Origin of the sequence: Shewanella sp. SG44-6 (genome assembly GCF_014164185.1) — a bacterium.
Classification (GTDB): Bacteria; Pseudomonadota; Gammaproteobacteria; order Enterobacterales; family Shewanellaceae; genus Shewanella; species Shewanella vesiculosa.
This window is the reverse complement of record NZ_JACJER010000073.1, coordinates 1-24,224: the sequence shown is the minus strand read 5'-3', so window position 1 is coordinate 24,224 and position 24,224 is coordinate 1. Positions and strand designations below refer to the sequence as shown.

Genomic DNA, 24,224 nt, shown 5'->3' with positions numbered 1-24,224 from the left:
GCCTAAGTGACCAATTATCCACACAGGTGAGTACGACACGTAACATAATATCGATGCCATCGCGATCATGCAGCAACTGGCATAAAACATAAAATGTGGGTCACCAATAACCGGCTTATAACGACTCCAACGGTATAAAGGTCCTGTGCTGTCGGTATTTAATGGACGCGTTTCAGGGAAACGGAACCCCACTAAAAACAACACAAAAATGGCATACAAAGCCATAAAAATGAAGGTAGAACGCCAGCCAAACTGTAAGGCTAATAAGCCACCAAATGTTGGAGCCAGCGCGGGCACCACACAAATGGCACCATTGAGATAACTGTACATCGACACGCTTTCTTTGCGGGAATAGCAGTCACGTACCGCGCTAAAGACCACAATAGAGGTTGAACATGCGGCTAACCCTTGAAAAACTCGAGCAATCTGCAACCATTCAAATTCAACCGAGTAAGCACCCAATAAACTGCTAATGCCATAAAGCACAATCCCAAATAACGCGACAGGTTTACGACCAAAACGGTCGGCGAGTGGACCAATTAAAATTTGCCCTACGCCCATCGCAAATAAAAATAACACTAAGGTGGACTGTACTTCACTGTTAGAGACACCATATTCCAATGCCATTGCAGGCATAGACGGCAGATAAATATCAATAGCTAATGGGCTTAATAGCACCATAAACATTAACAGTGGCAATAGGTTACGACGCATAAACTTCTTTCTCTTAAATTTTTAATGCACAAAGGTCACCCTTAATAGGGCGTTATAATAAGCCAAATGGAGGTATGAACGAAAATGATATAAAATCCAAAGTGAATTTCCATTTGAGAATATCACATGAATTTAGACAATCTGGCTCGGGTCGACCTTAATCTATTAGTCATTCTCCAAGTATTACTTGAGGAGCAAAGTGTGACTCGAGCAGCTCATCGATTGCATGTTAGTCAATCGGCGGTGAGTAAAAGCTTAAATCGTTTGCGAGAAACATTAGATGACCCACTATTTCAACGCACAGCGCACGGTTTAAAGCCCACGGCTCATGCAGATGCATTAAGACAGCAACTGCCGTTAGTGCTGCAAAACTTATATCAACTTACCCAGCCTCCCACTTTTTATCCCGCGACCAGTAACCGCCAATTCTCATTATCTATGGTTGAAAGTGCTTATGAAACCTTAATCCCCTATTTTATCGGGCCACTATTGCAACAAGCACCGTCAATAAAATTAGATTCCTATGTCTGGACCGAAAAATCTATGCAAGATCTACAGCAAGGGCAAATCGATTTTGGCCTGGCTGGCAGAGATATTTATCCACAAACTGATGTCAATATTGAAAAAGTACCCGAAGGTATAGAATCACAAACACTATTTAACGACCATCAAGTTTGCCTAGTGCGTAAAGATCATCCTATTTTACAGCAAGTAAAAGCGGGTCAATGGGATCAAGCTCACTACCTTAGCATGTCTCATGTTCAGGTAAGATGTGAAGGCAACGATTGGTGGGCTCTCGATTATCATCTGGCCAATTTAGGCTTACATCGTCATCTATCGACTACAGTACCAGACTTTTATGGTGCGGCCAGCGTCTGCGCGAATACTGATTTAATTTTTACCTTGCCATCAAGTTTTGCTCATCATGCTCAAAAGCTCTATTCACTGGTTTCTATTCCCTTACCGTTTGAATTTATGCCAATGGCTTATGTGTTTCTATGGCATGAAAGAAATAACCAAGAACCAGGGCATCAATGGTTTCGTAATATTATTTTCAACAGTGTCGAACGAGCTATCGCGAATCAACACATGAGTAAAAATGATTACTGATACTTTTACTCAATCCCGCTCAAGCGGGCTATTAGCAAGTATTTACCTTAAATAGTTGAGCGCCAAAGCGTAAACATTAACCGAATTTAACGTGACATATTATGTCTCAGCAATGCAGACTGTACTTTAAATCATCGTTACTGATTTATAGGTAACCTTTTTAGACCCCATTTTCAGGCTAAGTGTACCCAGGAGCTACTATGAGATTTAATCAATCATTCCACACTGCCAATTTGAAAAACAGGTTCACTAACATGAACCCTATTTGGACATTACTGATGCTGTTTGCCATCGCATTGACCACCATAGTGTTATTACCGTTTTTATTGTTGTTAGGCTTATTAAGCTTTATTACTTTACAGTTGCTAGGTAAAAAAATATTGCAGAGAAAACAAGCACAATCCCAACAAGGCGATATCTACCAAGGCCGTGCGGATGTGCAGCGCGAACAAACAGCGCCATACGCTGATATGTTCAGTCGTGCTAAGCCCAATCAATCACAACGCAATGGACGTACGTTTGAGCATCAAGCAGATTAACGAACCGCAGGTTGCGCGTAGTGAAGATCCATTAGCGGCTGCGATCATTAATCAACATGACCGCTGCCTAAGTTGATGTAACTGTTATCTTGATTATCGCTAATTGCCAAACGCAGCAGTCCTTTAGCACAAAGCGAATGTAGTGATAGCCCAAATGTGAGCAAGCGGCCTTTGCGCGGGTGATGAAGAGATCAAAATGCAAACTTAAAAATAAAGCGAAGTCAGAGACTTCGCTTTAGGATTAAGTTAATTTTGTATACAAGCAGTAAAGACTAAAAGTTATAAGTGACACCAAACATCACGTTACGGCCCATTAGCGGAGCGTAGTCCTTAAGTAATGAAGTATGTGGTCTTGCTTCTTGATTCAATAGGTTATTTGCTTTGACATAAAGCAACATATCACCCGAATTCGTGTATAAACGATAGGTAACCGCTGCATTTGCTAAAGCATAACCTGCTGTTTCAGTTTCATTTTCTGCTGTATCAGTTTGTTTACCATAACCAATCGCGGCAATTTCCGCGTGCCATTGCTGTTGATCATAGTTTAACGTTGAGCCTATACGCATAGGCGGCATGAGCGGTAAATTACCACCATCAACCAATTTGCCGCGAGTGTAATCACTGAACATATCTAACGACCAATTATCATTGAATGGGATAGTGGCCTGAGCCTCAAGTGAATATAACTCAGCATCACCTTGGGTAAATTGATATACAGGTAAATCACCTTCTGGATCAGCGCCAACAATATCAGAGGCAATTAAACCGGTATTTTTCTCGTAGTAGAAATTGTTCACTCTGTTATAAGCCATGCTTAATGAACCAGTCCATGCCCCCTCTAATTTACGTAAGGTTAGGTCGATATTATTCGCGATCTCTTTGTCGTTATTACCACTGTCAGTCATAATTTGACCGTTTACAATGGTAAACTGTGAACCGATCTCAAAGCTTTGCGTAGCATCATGAGGTCCGAAGCTGTAAAGCTCTTCGGCGGTTGGAGAACGCTGAGCTCGAGTCAAGGACAAACCTAAATTGTACGACGGTGCGAAATCCCAAACCATTCCTGCCGACAAGGTCAAATCATTGTCGACTAAATCTTCAGCTTGATAGTTTTGCTCACCATTAATGGTCTCTAAAATCATCCCCTCTGGCGCTAAACGATAATGTTCTATGCGTCCACCGAGTTCAAAACGAAAATCTCCGACTTTACGCTCCTGGACAATAAAAGCCGCCAAAGTATCTGTTTTACTGTTTGGCGTGAGCGCTTCCTCGCCCTCAACAGAAAAGTCACGGTGAACCATATGCAATCCCATGGTGCCTTGCCATTCACCCCAAGGGTTATTGTTCAGGCTTAAGCGCGCCTCACTTTGTTTATTAAAGAAAGTGGTGCCTGCAACGCCATCTTCTTCTTCTGAGTGTTGATAGTCAGTATAACCAGCATCAAAACGCAACTTACTAAAACCAGCAAATGGGTCTAATAAGCCGCTGTGTAACTGCCACGCAGTTTTCTTTAAATCGATGGTGATATCCGCAGCATCAGCCTCGCCGCGTCCAGGAATACCGTAGTTAGATTCGGTTCGAGCACCTGATACGCTGACAAATCCAGTATCTGCGGTATAACCAACACCAGCAGCATAGTCATCGAGTTTTAAGCTACTGTTATCGAGTTTGCCATGGGTTTCGGGCATATCGACAATTGCATTACCAGGGATATCAACATCATCGGTAACGCGATGAGTACCATCTAAATGCCAATTGAACTGACCATTGCCACCATCAATATCGCCGTTGAATGTACGACCATTACTGGCAGTATCGTAGCGAGTACCAAGTTGTCCTGAAACGCCATCGACAGGCGCCTCGTGGTATCGCTTATCGACCACATTGACCACGCCACCAATTGCGCCGTTGCCATAAAGCAAAGTGCCAGGACCGCGAAGAATTTCAATCTGTTGTGCCGATGCAGCCTCAGTGGTTACTGCGTGATCCGCAGATACAGTAGATGCGTCACCTACAGAGAGACCATTTTCAAGTACTTGCACACGAGGGCCGCCCATACCACGGATAATAGGACGACTGGCCCCAGCACCAAAGTGGGAAGCTTGTACACCGGGGAGTTTTTCTAGGGTATCGCCGAGCGTGGGTTCGATATTAAGTTTAAGCTGATCTTCGGTAAGTACACTTATTGGTGTGGTACTTTCGAGTGCCGAACGCGCAAGAGGTGAGGCAGTGACCACGATATTTTCCATTATGGCCTGCTTGAGTGAAACATCCTGTTTAATCACACCTGTAGTTATCTGCAAATCCTGATCAACATGCTTAAAATTATCATCACTTACGTGCAAATGCACATGGCTATTATCGGCAACGGTTAACTGATACTGACCTTGTGAGTTAGTCATTGTCCGAGGGCCACCATCAATGCTGACTTGAGCACCAACAATAGGTGTACCTTGTGGGTCGGTGACTTGGCCTTGTAGCTGCGCAGCCATAACCGGTGAACATACGCCAGCAACTGCTAGCGCTATAGAAGATAATGCAAGTTTCATTGTGCCTTTCCTTTAGATAAGCAAAAAATTATAAATTTTTATATTGTGATATTGCTTAAAAAAGGCAGGGAGGAGCACGAACATTGAAGTGACGTAATACCGACAAGCTAGGTTGTTGATAAGGTGTATGCGCAATATATTCCGGCTGTTGCAATCCCATCGGCGGCATGCGCAAAGATGATGGACCGGCATTTAGGTTATGACCAAAATCGCACACAATACAATGAGTATGCTGATGTTCCAGACCGTGCTCAGCAGAATGCAGCAGCGCGAATGATTGTATTACAATCAGCCATACGCCGAGCAGTAGCCATAGCCACTTTTTGTGAGTCTGAAACATTGAGTGAGTCATGATTATTCTACGGGTCAAATTCATCTTAATCGGATTATTATCCGAATGATTGATTTAATAGATCCTAATTTATGCTCTCACCCTACTTGATTTTTTAGTCTGTCGTCTAGTGGCTTTTAGTAACAAAACTTATTTAATACTCATTCCATTAAAAATCTGCTCAGTTAACAATGATTCAGCACTCTCTAGACAAATAACAGCATTGAAGGCTTTCTCTATCTAGCCAGCGTATTAAGCTGCGTAGTGTGAGTAATATCAGCAGCTAGAGTGTTAACGTTGAAAGGATTAACGGATTAATATCCATGATATTCAAGCATCATGCCCGCCAGCAACTTACCTTACAGAAGTAAGCTCTTGGCCTGTTGCAAGGTAATTAACTCTTCTTCAGTGGGGTTGAGTGCGATGACACTGTCAATCTGCATGGCTAATGATTGCCACAATGGCTCGATGACTTGTCGGTGTTCCTCATTAGCATGCGTTCTAGCGAGTGTGAGTAGATATGCGGCTTGTACTACATCGATACGGCCTAAAATACCGTCAGCTAACGCCACGCTTAACTCTATCATTGCACTCACATTGTGGCCGTACTTAATCGCCTGGTGTAAGTAATGTTCGGCCTTAGTTCGTTGTTGTTGGCTGGCATTGTCATCGTGCAAAATATCACTGCCACAATGTAGCATGGCATCAACCTGCCCTTGCTCAGCGGCTTCGTTCATCCATTGCAGGCTTGCAGGTACGTCTATATCACATCCTAGCCCTTCGACTAGCATCAAAGCTAAATGATATTGGGCATTAGAATATCCGGCTTTCGCGGCTTTATTCACCCATAAAAATGCATCTTCAAATTGTTGGGTTTGATAAAACAACACTCCAAGATTTGACATGGCCTCAGCATTTTCAGCATTGGCGGCAAGGGTTAATAAACGCTCGGCTTGGAGCAGATCAACACTAAATTGAGAGCTGCCAACAAGGTAGAAAAACCCCAGTAATGCTTGTGCTTCGACAATGCCTTTTTCGGCAGCCTTAGCAATAAGTTGCTCACCTTCAATTGGATTTGGATGACCACAATATCCATGTAATAAGCTCACACCATGTTCAAATAATGCTGCTTGATCCTGAGTGGATGCTAAAGCAAACCAATAACCCGCTTGTGCAAACGCGTCCGCGGCAGAGTTTCGCGTTGATGTTTTTTCTGTCATTGAATCAACATCATTAAACGTAGAACGAGCCAGTAATACTTGGGCTAAAGCCTGTTCCTGCTCTTGTAGCATTAAGCCTTTGGCTTTTAGAGACATGCCAACTAAATACTGCGCTTGCGCGTCGTTATCCATCACTGCGCGGTAACATAAATCACGCCCAGCAAATGAGTCAAAAGCGTCAAATTGATACCTAGGTGCTGATTGCTGTACTAATGGGTACAGTTTTTTAATCAATTGCAAAATATGCTCAATCGACTTTTCTGCAATCGTCACGAGTTGTGCTTGGGTTAAATGGTATTTTTCTGGATGGGCACCACGGTTACCGTCACTGCGAAGCCGATGTAATGCGCGCACAGCTGGCGGATCGATTAATCGTGCTTGATGTAATTGTTCAATTCGGTCGTACAAATTAGGGCTAGTGAAAATAAGCCCATGGGGAATGGCGAGTTGGCTAGTGAGCTTATGGGTAAAACTGCGAATATACACAAGCGCTTGAGTAGGAATATCACGAACATAACTTTTGGCTAAACGATAATCGTCGCTAAGCTCAGTAGAGAAACCATCAATAAACTCAATATCATTTAACAATGGTCTCTCCTTTTTGAGTGTCTACAGGCTATTATCCCTCGGTGATGTCAGCATCCGCAGTTTTACGATTGACCATATACAATCTAAACAAAGCGATGTTAACAAACAAACCTAAGAATGAAAAAGTCGCTTCTACGATAAGTTGCAGTGGAAAGCCAACTTGCATCGCGACTTGTGAAAACATGCCAGCCAATAAAGACAATGGCACGTATAGCATTAATACTGCAATGGTTTTAATCGTGATAGGGCCACTAAATTTAAAGCTGCTCTTAATCGCTTCAAGGGGCGTTAAACGCTCAACCACCACCATAAAGTTCACGTATGCAAGCCGAGAAAACAAATATAAGCTGACTAATAAACCAATTAACCACAACGGGCCAAATGCAGCAAAAATCATTACCGGCGCTAAAATGGCTAAGCCAGAAAATACTCCAGCTAATAATAATGGTGGTACAAATGGCAAGCTAGCCTTCAATATTTGTCCCGGCGCAAGATCATGCCCTTGAGAGCGTAGCTCTAAATAGAGTGTTAAAGCCGCAATTAAAAATGAAAATACTAACAAAAGTACCATCATTGCCGCAGCATGAACTGCGCCAAATTGTGGGTTTTCAGCATCAGCCTGCATCATTTCATTACCTAGCCAAAGTTGGATAGCGACTTGGATTAATAGTAATGGCAATGTCAGTATGGCAAGCTGACGGATGTGGTTTCGAAAAAAGTTAAATGCTTCAGTCAAAATTGCAAACAATGACATGTGGGTTCCAGTAATCTATTAACGACAAATATTGCGCTTAGGATACCCAAAAAAAAAGCATTTTGCACAAGTCTAATGAGCAAAAATCGTGATCATCTGTCGCATTTATGTAAATCAGGCTAAAATGACCCGAAGTTTAGACATTGAATGGCATGATAGGACACTCACTATGAAATTAGCATCCGCATTACCGGTACTGGTTACCGTATTGATATTCTCGGCACCGACATCTGCAGGCTGGTTGGATAACGTGACTGAAATAACTAAAAAACCAGCAACAGAACAAGCTAAAGCCATTGCACAGCCAGCAGCATCAGAGCAATCAAGTGCATTAGTGAGCAGCGTTATGTCGCAACTTGGATTATCTCAAACTCAAGCTGAAGGCGGATTAGGATCATTGCTTAATTTGGCCCAAACCAATTTAGGTAACAATGATTTCAGTCAGCTAAGCAACAGTATCCCCAATGCTGATGGGCTAATGGCTGCAGTACCTGCACTATCATCGGATAATGGTATGTCGGGATTATTATCAAAAGCAGGTAATTTAGGCTCTTCGTTACAAGGGAGCGCTATGGTATATGATGCTTTTGAAAAGCTCGGTATATCAAAAGACTACATTGTACCTATGGTTGATATCGCTAAAAACTATCTTCAGCAAAGTGGTGGTGAAGGCACTGTGGATTTATTAATGAAAGGTCTAGGTTCAATCTTATAGCCTGCTTTCAAGGGCCTAACTTGTTAACCCAAGCAACACTTGGGTTAACATAATTTAATCCCAAGCTATTCGCTTGGGATTATCATTTTTGCTAGCATCAAAATGAACAGTAATATTGGACAGCCTAATTATGATCGCAAAACTAAAGCACTTTATCCAATCCCATACTCAAGAAAGTAGCCCAGAAGACAAGGTAAAACACCTCAATCTTGCGGCAGCAACGCTGTTGCTTGAAGTTGTCTACGCAGATGAACACTTGGCATCGTCGGAAGCCGCTTTGCTACCCGCAATGCTGGTTAATACACTACATATTAGTGCAGATGAAGCCTCTGAATTGATCAATGAAGCTAAACTCAGCCGCCATAATGCCACCTCATTATTTGAGTTTACCACTGAGATCAATAGCCAGTTTAGCGTTGAAGATAAGCAGAAACTACTGCTTGCGATGTGGAAATTAGCCTATGCCGATGGTGAATTGTCGCAATATGAAGACCAAATTATTCGCCGCACAGCTGATTTGCTGTATTTAAAACACAGTGAACTGATTCAAATGCGCAATATCGCCATGGAAATACGTTAAGTCATGGCCAATTAGCCTTGGGTATTACTCATTAAATACTTACGCGTAAGATGGGCTTTTTGCCAAAACATAAACGGCGCAATCACTAACACCAATACCGTGGCGTAAATCATATTACTGCCAAGGGCAATGCCCAAACCAATACAAAACACACAACCTGCAATAACTAATGGCAAATATCGTTTACTGAGTAATTTAGCCGCTGACAACATCGCCAGTAAGTAAATAATCACAAAAACGCCATTGCTCCATGCAATTAAGTCTTCTAATTCTTGCGAGCTAAAATAGGTAACAACAATCACCACCGCCATTGAGCCCAAAATCGCAAACAAGGCTCTAAAAGGGACTCCATGTGGGTTTAACTTGTCGAAATAGCGCGGCAAAATACCTTCTTTACTAAAACTCCACAATAAACGGGCGGCACTGGCAGCATAGACATTGACCGTGGCTAAACCGCTGGCTATGCCTAAAATACCAATAATATAGGCGCCATATCCACTGAGAAAAGTGTTTGATAATAAATAATCAAATGCCGATATCATGGCTAAGCCGGCACCCTCTGTTGGCACCATGAGAAGTAAAAACGTGCAGGCTAAGTAAATAACCCCAACCAATACCGTGCCCATCATCATGGCAGGCAGCAAATCTTTATCCGGCTGACGAAAATCACTGGCCAAATGCGTCATGGCTTCGATGCCTAAAAAGCTCCAAAAACCAATGCCCATGGCTAACATCACCCCACTAAATTGCGGATGGCTACTGTGGGCAAAGTTTTCTAGCTGCCCAACATTTAAGCCACTAGCTCCAAATAATATTGCCACAACCGCAACAATCAATAGTGTCAGCATAAACTGTAACTTTGCCGACACTTGAATACCTTTAATATTGAGCAGCAGTAACACAGCAACAATCAATAACTCTGCGACTAATTGACCTAGCCCTGATATTGATATCAGTGCTTCTAAAAATTGAAAGGTCATCAAAATTGCAGCAGGTGCCCCAATGGGGATAACTAATAAAAAGATTAGTCCAATGGTTCTTCCTGCGGTTGCACCAAATGCCTTTTCAATAAAGTAAGCAGGACCAGAAGCATGAGGAAAACGACTGGCTAACAAACCAAATACTAATGCGACAGGGATAATTGCTATCGTTAAGAGTAACCATGCTAATAATGAGGCTGAACCCGCTACCTCTATAGTCATTTGCGGTAAAATAAATACCCCGGTACCTAACAAAGTGGTGGCCATTAAGCCTGCACCTTGCCAGCGGCCTATTGTTGCATTCATTTGATTCATTATTTTATTCTTACTGAAATAGGTGGCGACATTATAAGGCCAAACAGCAAAACATTCTGCGGGTTAATTGGCTCAAGTTGCTTTACTAAACCGACATAATGACGGAAAAGTGACAACTTTCCATCATAATGACAGAATAGAACGATAGTACTCAATTACTGAGATATAAATCATTGGATAAATTTGATAAAGCGATTGTAAGCGAATTACGCCTCAATGCTCGGCAGAGCATTTCGTTTATTGCCGAAAAAGTGAGTTTATCGCGCAGCGCTGTGACAGAACGAATCAAGAAGTTGGAGCAAACGGGTGTTATCCGTGGTTATCAAGTGTTACTGAGCGAGTCGCAAAAGCAAGGGGTATCAGCCTACTTTGAAATTCAGCATCGTTGCGCCCGTTGCGCTGAAGTGATTCATATTTTTACCACAATACCGGAAGTGATTACCTGCCAAGGCATCACAGGAGACATGGATTTACTGGTCTATGTACATGCTAACTCAATGCAGCGATTGCATGAAATCCGTGAATTTATCGATGCTCAGGCTGACATAGTCAAAATAAAAACTCATGTGGTATTAAGCGAGTGGATTAACAATCAAGCATAAAAAAGCTCTGTATAAACAGAGCTTAATAGTTAAGTCTCGTGACTAGGCTAATTGTTTACCTATCTCTAAACCCTTACCGCGTAATTCATCGAATCGGTCGGCTAATCCATCCATATCCATCTTGATGATACCCGCTTCATGGTTGGCTTTTCCGGCTAACCAAGCAGTAAACGATTCTTCATCTCGATCATCATCCCAGTGACGAAAGACTTGGTGCGATAAATAAATCACCGAAGCAAGTTTAGATGCAGGTTTTGCCGCTAACGGATCTCGTTGATATTGAATGCCTTGTACCAATGATGGCGTAAATTTCCAGGTCTCAGCTAATAATGCCCCAACAGCAGGAGAGTCAAAACCGAGTAATTCGGTTTCAAGTTGCTGCTTATCCCCACCCGCTTGCACCGCGAGTCGAATGTTAGCTGACATCTTAGGCTCAACGACAGCAATTAATAAATCGCCAATATTATGCAAAATTGCGCAGGTAAAGGCTTCATCTGGAGAAACACCACAGCGCTTAGCCATTTCTTGCGCATATAGCGCCTCTTCAAATGTCTCACCCCAGAAATCAGCTAAGTCAACACCATCAACATTGGGAATTGCACCAATTACCGCAGAAGCAATAACTAAGGTTCGTAAGGTTTGCATGCCTAAGCGGATCACGGCTTCATCTATACTGCCTACTTCGCGGCTTCGCCCAAAATGGGCAGAATTAGCGAGTCTTAATACCCTTGCACTAATTAAAGGATCTTGAGCGACTTTCGCAGAAATACTTTTTACTGTGCTATTGTCATTGTTTACCGCATCTAACAGCTCACTAACCGCTTTAGGTAAACGGGGTAATTCATCGACTCGTTTTAATAATGCCGCTGATTCCATATTTATAGTGTCCTTGTTGTTATTGTTTTTAATGTCTTATTTAAATCATATTAGTAACTGTAGTACAACAAAAATAAAACAAGACCGAATATGGCTGCTGTTTGATTGAAACGTTAAGCATTTTTTTCGTCATTTTTGGATAAAAACCTGCACTAAATCTTAGATGTAACGCTAACTTAGCGTTACACTAATATTCGATTATTTATTTGTAATATGAGCCGATATGCAACAACAAACCAGCGCCGATATGAATTTGTTATGGGGTCAATTGATCTTGGAGGAACTGGCACGCTTAGGAGTTAAGCATGTCTGTATGGCACCAGGTTCTCGCTCTACTCCGTTAACATTGGCCGCTGCGAGTCAAACCTTACTGACACGCCACATTCATTTTGATGAGCGTGGATTAGGATTTATGGCCCTCGGACTGGCAAAGGCCAGTAATGCGCCTGTCGCCATCATTACCACTTCAGGTACTGCGGTGGCAAACCTTTATCCGGCCATTGTAGAAGCATGGTTAACCCATGTGCCGTTGATTATTTTATCGGGTGACAGACCGCCTGAATTGATTGATTGCGGTGCTAATCAAGCAATTATTCAGCCCGCCATATTTGCGCAATATGCCAAGCAAGTTAATTTACCGACGCCTGATCTGGGTTATCCGGCGAGTGCATTACTGAGTACTATTGATCACGCTGTGGCCAACCAGCATCAACCAGTACACATAAATTGTATGTACCGCGAGCCTCTATACCCCGCAGAATTAGTCACATTAGCTCATGTGAAGAAAACGGCTAGTGTAACAACATCAACGTATCTTGCGCCCTTAAACCAATGGTTTGAAACCACTAAGCCACTGACTCGTTATGCTCGTCCAGCCAGTGCTGAGTTACCCTCTACCGACACCTTAATGCGCTTTGTTCATGGTAAAGGCGTGATAGTAGTAGGAACTTTAGCTCCTGAGGATAATGCTCAACAAATCGTCGCATTAGGGCAAAAGTTGGGCTGGCCAGTATTGGTCGATGCGCAATCACAATTACGCCAGCATCCTGGGGTAATTGGTCACGTTGATCAGTTATTATTAAACGCTAAAGCCAACAAGCAACTTGAACAAGCTGAGCGGATATTAGTGTTTGGTGGGCGCTTTATTTCCAAACGATTAATTCAATATATTGCCCAGCAAAATTGGCATAGCTATTGGCAAATAGGTAAGTACAGCGATCGTTTAGATCCGGCCCATCAAGCTAAAGATTTTTTCCAAGCCAGTGTTCAAGCCGTATGCCAGCTCCCTTGGCCACGCTCATCACAGGCCAACTGGGCATTAGCATTATTACCGCTAAATGAGTCGTTAGAGTCGCTGTTGAAACAACAAATAGACAATACAACCTTTGGTGAAGCGCAAGTGATACGTGCAATCGCTTTAGCGCAAACAGACCAAGATGTACTGTTTATTGGTAATAGTTTACCGATTCGCCTCTATGATATGTATGCGCCAATTGCCACTAACACACCCGCAATTTATACCAATCGTGGCGCGTCGGGTATTGATGGTTTAATTGCCACTGCTTGTGGTATTGCTGCAGATAAAAATGCACCAACCACCCTAGTTATGGGCGACTTGTCTTGCTTGCATGATTTCAATTCATTGGCACTCTTGAAGCAAATGACTCAACCATTTGTACTGGTTATTCTCAATAACGATGGCGGCAATATCTTTAATTTATTGCCTGTGCCTAATGAAAGCCTGCGTAATGATTTTTACCGCTTAAGTCATGGTTTAGAGTTTGGCTATGGTGCCGCCATGTTTGGTTTGGCATATCGACAAGCAGATGACATTGAATCGTTTAATCAGGCTTATCATGAAGCCTTTGAGTTTAATTGTGCGTCAGTCATTGAAGTTAATGTCAGCCCAACTCAAGCGAGCGATCAAATAACGCAAATCAACCAATGGGTGAAACAACACTAATGGTGATGATCCGTCGTTTTGGCCAACCACAATTACCCGCATTACTCATGCTGCATGGTTTTTTGGGCAGCAAAGACGACTGGTCTATTTTAATGCCACGTTTAAGCCAATATTTTCATTGTATTTGTATTGATTTACCTGGTCATGGCGAGAATATCGACACTTTAGAGTCGCCGGGGTTGCACCAAGCTGCAAAGCTGATCGTCAGTAAAATACATGCCATGGGCTATAGGCAGTTTCATTTACTCGGCTATTCTCTTGGGGGGCGAATTGCACTGCATATTGCCGATGATTTTGCAGATTCACTCTTAAGCTTAACCCTCGAATCTGCTCATCCTGGTTTGCAAGACTCTCAGCAGCAAGCGGCTCGCTCCCAAAGCGATAACCTGTGGGCGAACAAACTCAAGTATTTACCCATGACGGACTTTCTCAGCCTGTGGTATCAGCAAGCTGTTTTTAGCGACTTGAGTAAACATCAAAAACAACAACTTATCGCTATACGGCGGATTAACGATCCCCAACGCTTGGCTAATTGCTTTATAACAACCTCACTGAGCTTGCAACAAGACTGTCGAACGGTGCTTGAGCGCCTAAACTGCCCGTGTCATTTTATTTATGGTGTAGATGATAAAAAGTTTGCACAAGTGGCTATCGATTGGCAGGCTTCACTCGCCGATTCTGCTCAACACTTACAGCTAAAGCCTTTGCACGCCGCAGGGCATAATATTCACAGCCTGCACCCTGACTTATTTACCGATACCTTACTGGCGTTATTATGCCCAGAACCGTTAACCGGTTTAAAGGAGCAATAATGTCATTACTTGACCACTTAACCATCAGCCGTTGTAGCCTGTATCAGTATCAAATTGAGCTTACCCCTTATTTACCTGTAGGTAAGCAACGAATTGATTGTCGTAAAGGCTTGGTGCTCGAGATCCAACTCAATAACCAGCAAACAGCTTGGGTTGAAATCGCGCCACTGTCAGGCTTGGACATTAATAGCCAAGTGATCAGCGGGTTTAGCCAAGAATCCCTTGCTGAGGTGCAATGGCAACTGCAGCATGTGTTAGCAAATTTAATTGATCAACCCTTGGCGATATTAAATGACATGGCCCAGCAGATGTCGCTACCATCGCTAGCATTTGCATTGAGCTTATTGGATGCAAAACTAACTCATAAATTGCCTATTCGCATCGATAATCCTCATACTCAATCAGCTGTAGTTCCATTACTTTATGATGGTATGTCAATCGAGGTTATGGCCCAAAAGCTCCTAACACAAGGCGACATAAACAGCGTTAAAGTTAAAGTGGCTCAAACCGACATGGCAAGCGAGATCCAATTTGTGTATCAAATACTGGCTATCGCACCGCACGTCACTTTACGTTTAGATGCCAATGCAGGCTTTAGTCTTGAACAAGCTATCGATTTTTTAGCCTGCTTACCCAAACACAAAATTGAATATATTGAAGAGCCTTGCATTAACCCTAACGATAATCGACAAATATATCGCCAATTAGGGATTAAATATGCGCTTGATGAATCACTCAACTCGCCTCAGTTTGATCTAGATGTCGCCTTACAACAACCCGGTTTAGGCGCATTAATCATCAAACCCATGTTATTGGGTTCGCTGGAGAAATTGCAGAATATGATAAGCCAAGCTCATCTTGAGGGGGTACGTTGTATATTAAGCTCAAGCTTAGAAGCGAATATGGGCATTAACGACTTACGCTTGGTAAGCCAAGCTTTAACCCCTGATGAGTCACCGGGCCTTGATACATTAAGCGCCTTTACGCAGCCCTTGCTGTTGGCTACATCAGAACTATCACCGCAACTCAATGAGCAAGTACTAGAGCCACTGATGCATATAGGCCAAGCTCGTGACTCAAACAAGGTGAATTAATCATGATGTCACCTTTGCATCAAGCAGGGTTAAATTACCCGAACGCCATTGCCATTGAAGAGGCCACTTTAGACCAAGATGTGAACTCTCGGATCAACTACGCTCGCTTAAGTGGTTTAGTCCATCATGTAGGGCAACAATTACAAGCTCAAGGCGTCAAGCAAGGCGACATAGTGGCATGTTTATCCCACAATAATATTGAGATGATCTGTCTGTATTGGGCCTGCGTCGATGCTGGGTGGATATTTTTACCTCTGTCGCCTAGATTTGCCGATATGCAGATCAATCAGCTTATTGAACGCTTTGATCTGCAATGGCTCTGGACCGATACTCCCACCAGAAAAACGTTAATAAAAATCCGCCATTGGCTCGATATTGATCTGCCTAAAACCTTACCTCAAGGCGCCAGCCACAGCGCTGAAATATCACCCCATATAGCTTCAAACATTATTCTCACCTCTGGCTCAAGTGGCCCACCAAAAGCAGCGATCCATTGTTTAAACAACCATCTGAGCAGCGCCAGAGGGTCTGCGAGCTTCATTGCTCTTAAGGTCTCTGACGCTTGGTTATTATCATTGCCACTGTTTCACATTGGTGGTTTAGCCATTATTCATCGCTGCACCTTAGCCGGCGCCTGCATTGTGCTACGAAATTCCGCACAGCCACTGGCTGAGCAACTGACTGACAACCATATTACTCATGTGTCATTAGTGCCCACCCAAGCGATTCAGATACTGCAACAGCAACCTGATGCATTTGCTCATATCAGCGCATTACTTTTAGGTGGTGGCGTCATAGAACCCGCACTTATTGAGACGCTAAAGCAGCAAAATATTAATGCTTACACTAGCTATGGTATGACAGAAATGAGCTCGCAAATTACCACAGCGAAAGCGAATTTATTAGGCCATCATGGGTATCCTTTACCTTCAAGACAGCTTAGCTTGAAAGATGGCGTTATTTACGTCAAAGGTGAGTGTTTATTTTTAGGCTATTTAACCGAGCAAGGGTTAACCTTACCATTAGATGATCAAGGCTGGTTTTGTACCAATGATAAGGGCCAATTAGATCCTGAAGGGCAGCTCAGTATTTTAGGGCGAGTGGATAACATGTTTATCTGTGGCGGTGAAAATATTCATCCAGAACAAATTGAAGCTGTGTTATTAAGCCATCCTAATGTTGCCCAGGCAATTGTATTTGCAGTAACCGATGCGACGTTTGGTCACTTACCTGGCGCTATTATTGATTATTGCGAAGTAGACAATAACCATAACGTTGGGAGCAACCATAGCCTCCATTGTGACCATAATAAAATGGCGATCGATATAGACGTTGTCAACTTGCAACTGAGTCAGTTAGTGGAATCAACACTGGCACGCTTCAAGCGTCCTAGGCAGTTTTTTACCTGGCCACAAAATGTGGTTTCAAGTGGGTTAAAAGTGCCAAGAAAAAGCATTATTGCGGCAATTCAACCGCAGATAAGCGCATCAAAAACAGCGCAATAATTCTTAGCGACACCCTAAACAAAGTGGCTATCAGCCATAGCAGTTTATTAGACTCACGTTACCTGCAACAGATAATGCCGCGTAAACGACACTGCAAATTTTAGCCATAAAAAAACCTGCCGTAGCAGGTTTTAATTGAGCAACAAACAGGCTGGAGTATTACTCCATGCAAGATTTAAGCTTGTTCATGGCATTTTTTTCTAGCTGTCTAATACGTTCAGCAGACACTTGATAAGTCGATGCAAGCTCTTGCAAGGTGACTTTATTATCATCTAACCAACGCGCACGTAATATGTGCTGACTGCGTTCATCTAAAGTTTTGATAGCTGATAATAAACGTGCTTGAGAATCAGCTTCCCAATTAGCATGTTCAACCTGATCTGCCAAATCTGAAGAATGATCTTCTAGATACAATGCTGGGGCAAAATCATGATTATCATCATCACTGTCATTGGTTAAGTCAAAAGCCGGATCTTGGGCTGCCATCCGCGACTCCATTTCGGTCACGTCAGCTTTCGATACTCCCAAATTCTCCGCGACCATAGTCACTTCAGCATCACTAAACCAACCTAAACGTTTTTTAGATTTACGAATATTAAAGAATAACTTACGCTGTGCTTTTGTGGTCGCAACTTTCACAATACGCCAGTTTTTCAACACGTATTCATGAATTTCAGCTTTAATCCAATGCACGGCAAAAGACACCAGACGCACCCCGACATCAGGGTCGAAGCGTTTAACCGCTTTCATCAAGCCGATATTACCTTCTTGAATAAGGTCCGCCTGCGGCAAACCGTATCCTGAGTAACCTTTGGCAACATGCACAACAAAACGAAGATGGGACATAATTAGTTGCTTTGCAGCATGTAGATCGCCATTTTCTTGTAAACGCTTGGCGATGTCGTACTCGGTATCCGCATCCAACATGTTAATGCTGGTCACAGACTGGATGTACGCTTCTAGACTGCTAGTGCTGTGTGGTACAGCCAGCGCCATTGATTGCGTTTGATAAGTCATTCGCTCTCCTACTACATTCAAAAATATATTTCAGCTAACTCAATACGATGAGTCGAGTCTGTTAGTTCACAACACTATCAGCTAACAACACTGTAGTTGAGAAAGAAACGAGGCTCACTCGATTTAGCCGATAAACTATCAACTATATGACATCATATGTCAAATAAGGTTCAACTAGGTGAACATTTTTACCGCAAGGTAGCCACAAAGCAAGTGAACAAAGGTTCATTTATTATCAGCTGCTGATAATTATACGCCTGCTATTATGACGGTTCAATGCTACGTAAGTGCTGACGTACAGACAAATACGATCCCAACCAGCCTAAAAATGAGGCCAGTAATACCAGCTTAATCAACTCAGAAAATGTTAATGCTTGAATCGTTAACTCACTACCGTATAAACCCAATAACTCGGCTAAAGCACCATCAAGATACCACACTAACACATTAATAATCAGCCACGCCAAAATCCCCCCTATCACGCCATACCAAATCCCAGTATATAAAAATGGCCGTTGGATAAAGGCTTCTGTCGCGCCGACGAGCTTCATGACTTCAATTTCGGTTCGACGATTCATGATCGCCAAACGAATGGTGTTACCAATCACTAATACCACTGCGAGTACCAATAAAGTGGCAATCGCTAGCACGGTTTTTTCAAGTAACTTAAGCAATGCTTGCAAACGTTCTAGCCATTCAATGTCTAAACGACCAAAATCAACTTCGGATTCGCGTTCTAATTTTACCAATAACTCACGTGCGCCTGTTGGACTAGAGTATTTAAGCGAGGGCGTTACCGTAACTACAGCAGGTAATGGGTTTTCATCTAAATATGACAGCGCCTCACCAAATCCCGATAAACGCTGAAACTCTTCTAGTGCTTGCTCGCGACTAATGTAAGTGACTGATTCAACTTCACGAAAAGCTTTAATGCGCGACAATAAACTTTGAATAGATTGTTCACTGCGCCCTTTGTTAATAAATAATGAAATTTCTGCGGCACTGTTCCAAGACTGAGTGATATTTTCGGCATTTTTAACCAATACCTGCAGTGCAGCTGGTAAGCTTAAACTCACGCCCAATACAGCCATGGTCATAATAGATGACACTGGGTTGCGCCAAAGTTCGCCCATACTCGACATGCCTTGCTGCACATGACGAATAAAAAACATCACGATTCGGCCACTCAAGGGTAATTTACTTTGAGTAATACTCGGTTTTTTACTCATCGCATATTCTCCTCAGCAGCTGAACGTTCCCCACCGAGCATTCGTCCTTCACGCAGCGTAAAAGTGCGGTATTTCATGCGCGCGATAAGACCTAAATCATGGGTGGCAATAAGCACGCTGGTACCTGAGTCATTAAAGGCCTCAAATAAGCGTAAAATATCCATCGATAATTTAGGGTCCAAGTTACCCGTAGGTTCATCGGCTAGCAGTAAAGGAGGCTTATTAACAATAGCGCGCGCGATACCGACGCGTTGTTGCTCACCACCAGACAGCATTATCGGTAAATGTCGTTCTTTGCCATATAAACCGACCATGTCGAGAGCACCTGCGACACGCTTACGAATTTCACCATGGGTAAAGCCTTCAATCACTAACGGTAAGGCGATATTGTCAAAAACAGTTTTATCCATCAGCAAGTGATGATTTTGGAAAATCATGCCGATATTACGTCGTAAATAGGGCACATGTTTCGGCCCTACATTCGCAATATTATGCCCATTAATAGACACCTTACCTGCCGTGGCACGTTCAATCACGGTAATCAATTTGAGCAAAGTGCTTTTACCGGCACCAGAATGGCCAGTTAAAAAGGCCATTTCACCTTGTCGAAGATGAAAATTGACATCCATAAGGGCTTTTTGGCCCCCTGAATAGACTTTACTGACCTGCTCAAATTGGATCATATATTATTGGTCCGTTTTATCCTGACTAAATAATGCTTCAATAAAATCATTGGCGTTAAAGGTACGCAAATCATCAATTTGCTCACCCACACCAATATGGCGGATCGGAATAGAAAATTTATCGGCAATCGCAAAAATAACCCCACCTTTGGCGGTACCATCTAACTTACTGATGGTAATGCCGGTCACACCAACCGCTTCTTTAAAGAGTTGTGCTTGGCTAATGGCATTCTGCCCGGTACTCGCATCCAAGGTTAGCATCACTTCATGGGGAGCATCAGGGTCGAGTTTTTTCATTACTCGCAATACCTTTTTTAACTCTTCCATTAAGTGGCTTTTATTCTGTAAACGCCCAGCGGTATCGGCAATCAATACGTCAACTTTACGTGCTTTAGCAGCTTGTAAGGCATCAAATATGACTGAAGCACTGTCAGCACCAGTATGTTGTGCCACTACCGGAATATTATTGCGCTGCCCCCATACTTGTAACTGCTCTACCGCTGCTGCGCGGAAAGTGTCACCCGCAGCTAACATGACAGATTTACCTTGGCTTTGATACTGTTTAGCGAGCTTACCTATGGTGGTTGTTTTGCCCACGCCGTTGACACCAATCATTAAAATTACAAACGGGCCATTAGCATTTTCGGCAACCAAAGGAACGGCTACCGGATCGAGCATTTTTTGCATTTCTTCACGCATTAAATCATAAAGTGCTTCGGCATTTTTAAGTTGTTTACGTGATGCATGTTCGGTGAGGCTTTTGATCAATTTAGTCGTCGTTTCTACGCCAACATCGGCAATCAATAATTGTTCTTCAAGTTCTTCAAATAACTCATCATCAATTTTTTTACCGCGGAAAAAGCCAATGAAACCTGAACCGATATTTTCACTGGTGCGCATCAAGCCACGCTTTAAACGGGCAAACATACCTTCTTTCTGCGGTTTAGCTTGAGGCTCATCTTGTTCTTCTAACGCAATCGACTCTATTGGAGCCTGTTGTTCAACTAACTGCTCGGCGGCTAGCGCTTCAGTAGCTAAGATTTGCGCAGCAATATGCTCGGCCTCAATACGGGCTTGCTCTGCTTGCTCATGCTCAAGCCGTTGTTGCTCCGCCTGTTCGGCTGCCAGCTTTTGGGCTGCTAACACTTCTGCGGCCTGACGTTCTGCTGCAATTCGAGCGGCCTCAAGACGATCAGCCTCAATTCGAGCCTGCTCTGCTTGCTCATGCTCAAGCCGTTGTTGCTCCGCCTGTTCGGCTGCCAGCTTTTGGGCTGCTAGCACTTCTGCAGCCTGACGTTCTGCTGCAATACGAGCTGCCTCAACACGAGCCTGCTTTGCTTGCTCATGCTCAAGCCGTTGTTGCTCCGCCTGCTCGGTTGCCAGCTTTTGGGCTGCTAGCACTTCTGCGGCCTGACGTTCTGCAGCAATACGAGCTTGCTCAGCGCGTTCATTGTCTAGACGCTGATGCTCGAGGCGCTCAAGTTCCAGTCGCTCGGTTTCTTCTATACGGGCGGTGTCATCGGCTTGCTTGTGCAGCTCAGCATGTTGGGGTTGTTCAGTAGCCTCTGTAGCAATGTCATGCTGTTTATCAACATCAAGCTGTTGTTGATCTTCACCTTCAGGAACGGGCTTATCTTTACGAAACCAGGAAAAAAAACCTTTCTTTGCCATGTTTGCTACCAGTATTTATATGCTTAAAAATTCAGTTGAAGCCGTTTGTTGCATCTCTAACCAGTAAAATGATGAATACTCACATTTAATCACAAGTTTGATATAAAATAACGACGGTTCAGATTGTGGCATAGTCTACCACTTTCTTTTTTCTTTGTTCAGGCAAAATCACGAGGATGAGATGGCTAAAAAAAATACCAGCAGCGGTCAGGTGCGGATTATTTCAGGTCAATGGCGATCTCGAAAGCTACCCATACATGATCTTGAAGGTTTACGCCCAACAACCGATCGTGTGCGCGAGACCTTATTTAATTGGCTTGCTAACGATATTCGTGGCGCCAGAGTACTTGATTGCTTCGCTGGCAGTGGCGCATTATCCCTCGAAGCTTTATCCCGTTATGCCAGCTTTGCAACCATGATTGAACTGCAAAAAAATGCGGCTAATCAGCTAAAGCAAAATCTTGCCACCCTGCAATGCCAAAATGCAGAGGTTATTAATGGCGATAGTTTACAAATACTTGCAAAAGGCACTACAACAGGATTTGATATGGTGTTTATCGATCCGCCGTTTCGTAAAGATTTAGTAAACAACACCATTGAGTTATTGATGCAACATCAATGGTTAAATCCCAATGCACAAATTTATCTCGAAACCGAATCAGAATTGACCTCATTCAATGTGCCAGCAACCTGGGTTGCCTTAAAAGAAAAAAAGGCAGGTCAAGTATGTTATCGACTGTACCAATATCAGCCGAACAATACCGAATTATCGGCCGATTAAGTCAATGCCGATATCAATAAACGATATTGTACTTATTGGTAAAACGGCTACTTTGTCGATGTGGTGTTTGGTGGCTTACGGCTGGTTTATTTTCAGCGCAGACGTTCGGCTCTTTATTAATGTATTAGCCTGTATTACCGCGGTGATGCACCTGCTACTAGTACTCATCACATTCTTACAAAATCCCCGAAACAACAAGCCTGCGGCACATTATTGGGCGATTTTGCTTTGGGGAGTATTTGCGCTATTTGAGCACTATCATTCACAGCACTCTAGCCCGCTCATTAACAGCACCAACAAATAATCAAACGGCGATAAGCTGAACCATTGGTATAAAAAAACCTCGTTATTTAACGAGGTTTTTTAGTTAACAATATCGGCACATTACTTTTTAGGATAAGGATGCGCGACACCTTTATGACAATCGACACAGGTCTTTCTGTCTTCTGGTGCTTTTTTAAAGTTCATACTGTGCATTCTTACGGCCATTTTCTTCATCGTATCTGGCTGATCTTCATAAATGCGAGTATGGCAATGGCGACAGTTCGCTGAATCATTTCCGCGAAAGTATTCTAATGCTAAATCAGCTTGTTCTTTACGGTTTTCATCTAACCATTCTTGCGTCATAAAGCCATCAATGGTCATTAAACCAATTAAATCTTTAGACACAATAATTTTTTTAACTAAATAATCAAATGGACCATGTGGTAAATGACAATCTTGACATTGCACTGTGACACCGGCTCTACCACCACCATGAGCTGACGCCATAACCTCATCTCTTAACGAATGGTCACGGTGACATGTCATACAAAAAGCATCGGTACTTGTTGCATGCAAAGTTTGTTGTGTTGTGAAATAACCTACGACACCCACTATTACACCAACCACTATAAGGGCAATAATCGAGTACTTCGCGCTTGGTTTAAATAGTGCACGCCAGTTCATTGTTCAATCTCCGTAATAGCAAAAAAGGAATTTCTAATATTTATAAGTCTAGTTTAGGATTATTCGAAATTATAAAATTGATTTTAGTCGCTATTTTGAGAATTATTTATCTAAAAAATGTCTAAAGTGCGAGCTAGGTCTCGACTTTTGCACATACATGACCGAAATAAATATCGATGACTAAATTTAGTTAACCAAGCGGTCAAGAAAGATAATGCTCAGCGACAAAATGAGTTAAATGCCACCTAATTTGACTACGGGTATAAGCCTTCGCCCTTGGCTAGCGGCTGATAACACTTAAGGCAAAATATTAACCACAGCAAATTTAAGTCAATGCATTTTCTTGGATAAAGGTACGGCTATTGTCGTCCGTTGACAGCACTTGTTTAGCTTCACGATTAACATAAATTGCTGCAAACTATGAGTCACTTAACCGCTAATGCTAACTCAATGGTCATTTAAAGCCTGATTGACTCGCATAAAACGCTTTTTAACCAAACCAACAACAAAAATAATAAGGTTAATTTGAATGCATAAAACTGCAAGAACACTCCATAAATGGCTAATGCTTTTTCTCGGACTACAGTTCGTTATTTGGTCAGTGACAGGAACATATATGGTGTTTATGCATATTGACTATATTCATGG

Annotated in this window: 23 protein-coding genes and 1 pseudogene; 12 read left to right on the top strand and 12 right to left on the bottom strand. The window is 42.8% G+C overall.

Going from position 1 to position 24,224, the window contains the following annotated elements; translation table 11 throughout:
* The coding region (locus tag H5185_RS13865; RefSeq protein WP_182742395.1) for a multidrug effflux MFS transporter at positions 1–714 on the bottom strand (714 nt) is incomplete at its 3' end.
* A 126-nt stretch (positions 715–840) separates the two neighbouring features.
* Between H5185_RS13865 and H5185_RS13860 the strand changes: the two genes are divergently transcribed.
* Entirely contained in the window at positions 841–1,824 is a 984-nt protein-coding gene (locus tag H5185_RS13860; RefSeq protein WP_182723053.1) for a LysR family transcriptional regulator, read from the top strand.
* Positions 1,825–2,024: 200 nt separating this feature from the next.
* Positions 2,025–2,363: a hypothetical protein gene (locus tag H5185_RS13855; RefSeq protein ID WP_182742394.1), complete on the top strand. Its 339-nt coding sequence runs from the start codon at positions 2,025–2,027 to the stop codon at positions 2,361–2,363.
* Between the two features lie 272 nt (positions 2,364–2,635).
* Here the strand turns inward: H5185_RS13855 and H5185_RS13850 are convergent, their stop codons facing one another.
* The 4 genes from H5185_RS13850 to H5185_RS13835 form a co-directional block, all read right to left on the bottom strand.
* Positions 2,636–4,912: a TonB-dependent receptor gene (locus tag H5185_RS13850; RefSeq protein WP_182742393.1), complete on the bottom strand. Its 2,277-nt coding sequence runs from the start codon at positions 4,910–4,912 to the stop codon at positions 2,636–2,638.
* A gap of 55 nt (positions 4,913–4,967) precedes the next feature.
* Complete coding sequence (locus H5185_RS13845; RefSeq protein WP_259395285.1) at positions 4,968–5,252, bottom strand: hypothetical protein; 285 nt, start codon at positions 5,250–5,252, stop codon at positions 4,968–4,970.
* A gap of 350 nt (positions 5,253–5,602) precedes the next feature.
* Positions 5,603–7,051, bottom strand: coding sequence for a DUF4145 domain-containing protein (locus H5185_RS13840; protein ID WP_182742392.1), 1,449 nt, complete (start codon positions 7,049–7,051; stop codon positions 5,603–5,605).
* Positions 7,052–7,082: 31 nt separating this feature from the next.
* Positions 7,083–7,805 carry a hypothetical protein gene (locus tag H5185_RS13835; protein ID WP_124017412.1) on the bottom strand — a complete coding sequence of 241 codons (723 nt, stop codon included), beginning with the start codon at positions 7,803–7,805 and terminating at the stop codon, positions 7,083–7,085.
* 169 nt (positions 7,806–7,974) lie between these two features.
* Here H5185_RS13835 and H5185_RS13830 point away from each other — a divergent pair, with 169 nt between their 5' ends.
* Both H5185_RS13830 and H5185_RS13825 read left to right on the top strand, forming a co-directional pair.
* Positions 7,975–8,520, top strand: coding sequence for a DUF2780 domain-containing protein (locus H5185_RS13830; protein ID WP_124017411.1), 546 nt, complete (start codon positions 7,975–7,977; stop codon positions 8,518–8,520).
* Between the two features lie 130 nt (positions 8,521–8,650).
* Positions 8,651–9,100 (top strand): TerB family tellurite resistance protein, encoded by a 450-nt coding sequence (locus tag H5185_RS13825; RefSeq protein ID WP_124017410.1) that lies wholly within the window; start codon positions 8,651–8,653, stop codon positions 9,098–9,100.
* A gap of 11 nt (positions 9,101–9,111) precedes the next feature.
* Here H5185_RS13825 and yjeH read toward each other — a convergent pair whose 3' ends face one another.
* Positions 9,112–10,395, bottom strand: a complete 1,284-nt coding sequence (gene yjeH / locus H5185_RS13820) for an L-methionine/branched-chain amino acid transporter (RefSeq protein WP_182742391.1) — start codon at positions 10,393–10,395, stop codon at positions 9,112–9,114.
* A gap of 173 nt (positions 10,396–10,568) precedes the next feature.
* Between yjeH and H5185_RS13815 the strand changes: the two genes are divergently transcribed.
* On the top strand, positions 10,569–10,997 hold the full coding sequence (locus H5185_RS13815; protein ID WP_124017408.1) for an Lrp/AsnC family transcriptional regulator: 429 nt from the start codon (positions 10,569–10,571) through the stop codon (positions 10,995–10,997).
* A 42-nt stretch (positions 10,998–11,039) separates the two neighbouring features.
* On the opposite strand, the gene H5185_RS13810 is transcribed toward H5185_RS13815, so the two are convergent.
* Complete coding sequence (locus H5185_RS13810; RefSeq protein WP_182742390.1) at positions 11,040–11,873, bottom strand: HDOD domain-containing protein; 834 nt, start codon at positions 11,871–11,873, stop codon at positions 11,040–11,042.
* Positions 11,874–12,096: 223 nt separating this feature from the next.
* Here H5185_RS13810 and menD point away from each other — a divergent pair, with 223 nt between their 5' ends.
* Genes menD through menE form a run of 4 tightly spaced genes read left to right on the top strand, consistent with a single transcriptional unit; the run spans position 12,097 to position 17,247 of the window.
* Positions 12,097–13,836: a 2-succinyl-5-enolpyruvyl-6-hydroxy-3-cyclohexene-1-carboxylic-acid synthase gene (gene menD / locus H5185_RS13805; RefSeq protein ID WP_182742389.1), complete on the top strand. Its 1,740-nt coding sequence runs from the start codon at positions 12,097–12,099 to the stop codon at positions 13,834–13,836.
* The gene (gene menH / locus H5185_RS13800; RefSeq protein WP_182742388.1) at positions 13,818–14,648 is read left to right on the top strand and encodes a 2-succinyl-6-hydroxy-2,4-cyclohexadiene-1-carboxylate synthase; all 831 of its coding nucleotides are present in this window, start codon (positions 13,818–13,820) and stop codon (positions 14,646–14,648) included. The genes menD and menH overlap by 19 nt, the downstream gene beginning before the upstream one ends.
* Complete coding sequence (gene menC / locus H5185_RS13795) at positions 14,648–15,742, top strand: o-succinylbenzoate synthase (protein WP_182742387.1); 1,095 nt, start codon at positions 14,648–14,650, stop codon at positions 15,740–15,742. The genes menH and menC overlap by 1 nt, the downstream gene beginning before the upstream one ends.
* Positions 15,743–15,744: 2 nt before the next feature.
* Positions 15,745–17,247, top strand: coding sequence for an o-succinylbenzoate--CoA ligase (menE, locus tag H5185_RS13790; RefSeq protein WP_182742386.1), 1,503 nt, complete (start codon positions 15,745–15,747; stop codon positions 17,245–17,247).
* Positions 17,248–17,406: 159 nt separating this feature from the next.
* Here menE and rpoH read toward each other — a convergent pair whose 3' ends face one another.
* From rpoH to ftsY, 4 genes are all read right to left on the bottom strand, one after another.
* The gene (gene rpoH / locus H5185_RS13785; RefSeq protein WP_124017402.1) at positions 17,407–18,264 is read right to left on the bottom strand and encodes an RNA polymerase sigma factor RpoH; all 858 of its coding nucleotides are present in this window, start codon (positions 18,262–18,264) and stop codon (positions 17,407–17,409) included.
* Between the two features lie 263 nt (positions 18,265–18,527).
* Positions 18,528–19,493 carry a permease-like cell division protein FtsX gene (gene ftsX, locus H5185_RS13780; RefSeq protein ID WP_124017401.1) on the bottom strand — a complete coding sequence of 322 codons (966 nt, stop codon included), beginning with the start codon at positions 19,491–19,493 and terminating at the stop codon, positions 18,528–18,530.
* On the bottom strand, positions 19,490–20,176 hold the full coding sequence (gene ftsE / locus H5185_RS13775; RefSeq protein WP_124017400.1) for a cell division ATP-binding protein FtsE: 687 nt from the start codon (positions 20,174–20,176) through the stop codon (positions 19,490–19,492). Before ftsE ends, ftsX begins: the two co-directional genes overlap by 4 nt.
* 3 nt (positions 20,177–20,179) lie before the next feature.
* The gene (gene ftsY, locus H5185_RS13770) at positions 20,180–21,847 is read right to left on the bottom strand and encodes a signal recognition particle-docking protein FtsY (RefSeq protein WP_182742385.1); all 1,668 of its coding nucleotides are present in this window, start codon (positions 21,845–21,847) and stop codon (positions 20,180–20,182) included.
* 181 nt (positions 21,848–22,028) lie between these two features.
* Here ftsY and rsmD point away from each other — a divergent pair, with 181 nt between their 5' ends.
* The gene (gene rsmD, locus H5185_RS13765) at positions 22,029–22,628 is read left to right on the top strand and encodes a 16S rRNA (guanine(966)-N(2))-methyltransferase RsmD (protein WP_182742384.1); all 600 of its coding nucleotides are present in this window, start codon (positions 22,029–22,031) and stop codon (positions 22,626–22,628) included.
* A 4-nt stretch (positions 22,629–22,632) separates the two neighbouring features.
* Entirely contained in the window at positions 22,633–22,932 is a 300-nt protein-coding gene (locus H5185_RS13760) for a DUF1145 domain-containing protein (RefSeq protein WP_182742383.1), read from the top strand.
* Between the two features lie 80 nt (positions 22,933–23,012).
* Here H5185_RS13760 and H5185_RS13755 read toward each other — a convergent pair whose 3' ends face one another.
* Entirely contained in the window at positions 23,013–23,576 is a 564-nt protein-coding gene (locus tag H5185_RS13755) for a NapC/NirT family cytochrome c (RefSeq protein WP_124017396.1), read from the bottom strand.
* Positions 23,577–24,105: 529 nt separating this feature from the next.
* Between H5185_RS13755 and H5185_RS23465 the strand changes: the two are divergent.
* Positions 24,106–24,224, top strand: a pseudogene (locus H5185_RS23465) (PepSY domain-containing protein); the annotation flags it as partial.

Bases quoted from the DNA above. Each gene is read 5' to 3' on its own strand.
- ftsX (WP_124017401.1), bottom strand. From the start codon at position 19,493: ATGAGTAAAAAACCGAGTATTACTCAAAGTAAATTACCCTTGAGTGGC.
- H5185_RS13835 (WP_124017412.1), bottom strand. From the start codon at position 7,805: ATGTCATTGTTTGCAATTTTGACTGAAGCATTTAACTTTTTTCGAAAC.
- H5185_RS13845 (WP_259395285.1), bottom strand. From the start codon at position 5,252: ATGTTTCAGACTCACAAAAAGTGGCTATGGCTACTGCTCGGCGTATGG.
- ftsE (WP_124017400.1), bottom strand. From the start codon at position 20,176: ATGATCCAATTTGAGCAGGTCAGTAAAGTCTATTCAGGGGGCCAAAAA.
- H5185_RS13755 (WP_124017396.1), bottom strand. From the start codon at position 23,576: ATGAACTGGCGTGCACTATTTAAACCAAGCGCGAAGTACTCGATTATT.
- H5185_RS13850 (WP_182742393.1), bottom strand. From the start codon at position 4,912: ATGAAACTTGCATTATCTTCTATAGCGCTAGCAGTTGCTGGCGTATGT.
- ftsY (WP_182742385.1), bottom strand. From the start codon at position 21,847: ATGGCAAAGAAAGGTTTTTTTTCCTGGTTTCGTAAAGATAAGCCCGTT.
- H5185_RS13855 (WP_182742394.1), top strand. From the start codon at position 2,025: ATGAGATTTAATCAATCATTCCACACTGCCAATTTGAAAAACAGGTTC.
- H5185_RS13830 (WP_124017411.1), top strand. From the start codon at position 7,975: ATGAAATTAGCATCCGCATTACCGGTACTGGTTACCGTATTGATATTC.
- menC (WP_182742387.1), top strand. From the start codon at position 14,648: ATGTCATTACTTGACCACTTAACCATCAGCCGTTGTAGCCTGTATCAG.
- H5185_RS13860 (WP_182723053.1), top strand. From the start codon at position 841: ATGAATTTAGACAATCTGGCTCGGGTCGACCTTAATCTATTAGTCATT.
- rpoH (WP_124017402.1), bottom strand. From the start codon at position 18,264: ATGACTTATCAAACGCAATCAATGGCGCTGGCTGTACCACACAGCACT.
- menH (WP_182742388.1), top strand. From the start codon at position 13,818: ATGGGTGAAACAACACTAATGGTGATGATCCGTCGTTTTGGCCAACCA.
- yjeH (WP_182742391.1), bottom strand. From the start codon at position 10,395: ATGAATCAAATGAATGCAACAATAGGCCGCTGGCAAGGTGCAGGCTTA.
- menE (WP_182742386.1), top strand. From the start codon at position 15,745: ATGATGTCACCTTTGCATCAAGCAGGGTTAAATTACCCGAACGCCATT.
- H5185_RS13825 (WP_124017410.1), top strand. From the start codon at position 8,651: ATGATCGCAAAACTAAAGCACTTTATCCAATCCCATACTCAAGAAAGT.
- rsmD (WP_182742384.1), top strand. From the start codon at position 22,029: ATGGCTAAAAAAAATACCAGCAGCGGTCAGGTGCGGATTATTTCAGGT.
- H5185_RS13810 (WP_182742390.1), bottom strand. From the start codon at position 11,873: ATGGAATCAGCGGCATTATTAAAACGAGTCGATGAATTACCCCGTTTA.
- H5185_RS13760 (WP_182742383.1), top strand. From the start codon at position 22,633: ATGCCGATATCAATAAACGATATTGTACTTATTGGTAAAACGGCTACT.
- menD (WP_182742389.1), top strand. From the start codon at position 12,097: ATGCAACAACAAACCAGCGCCGATATGAATTTGTTATGGGGTCAATTG.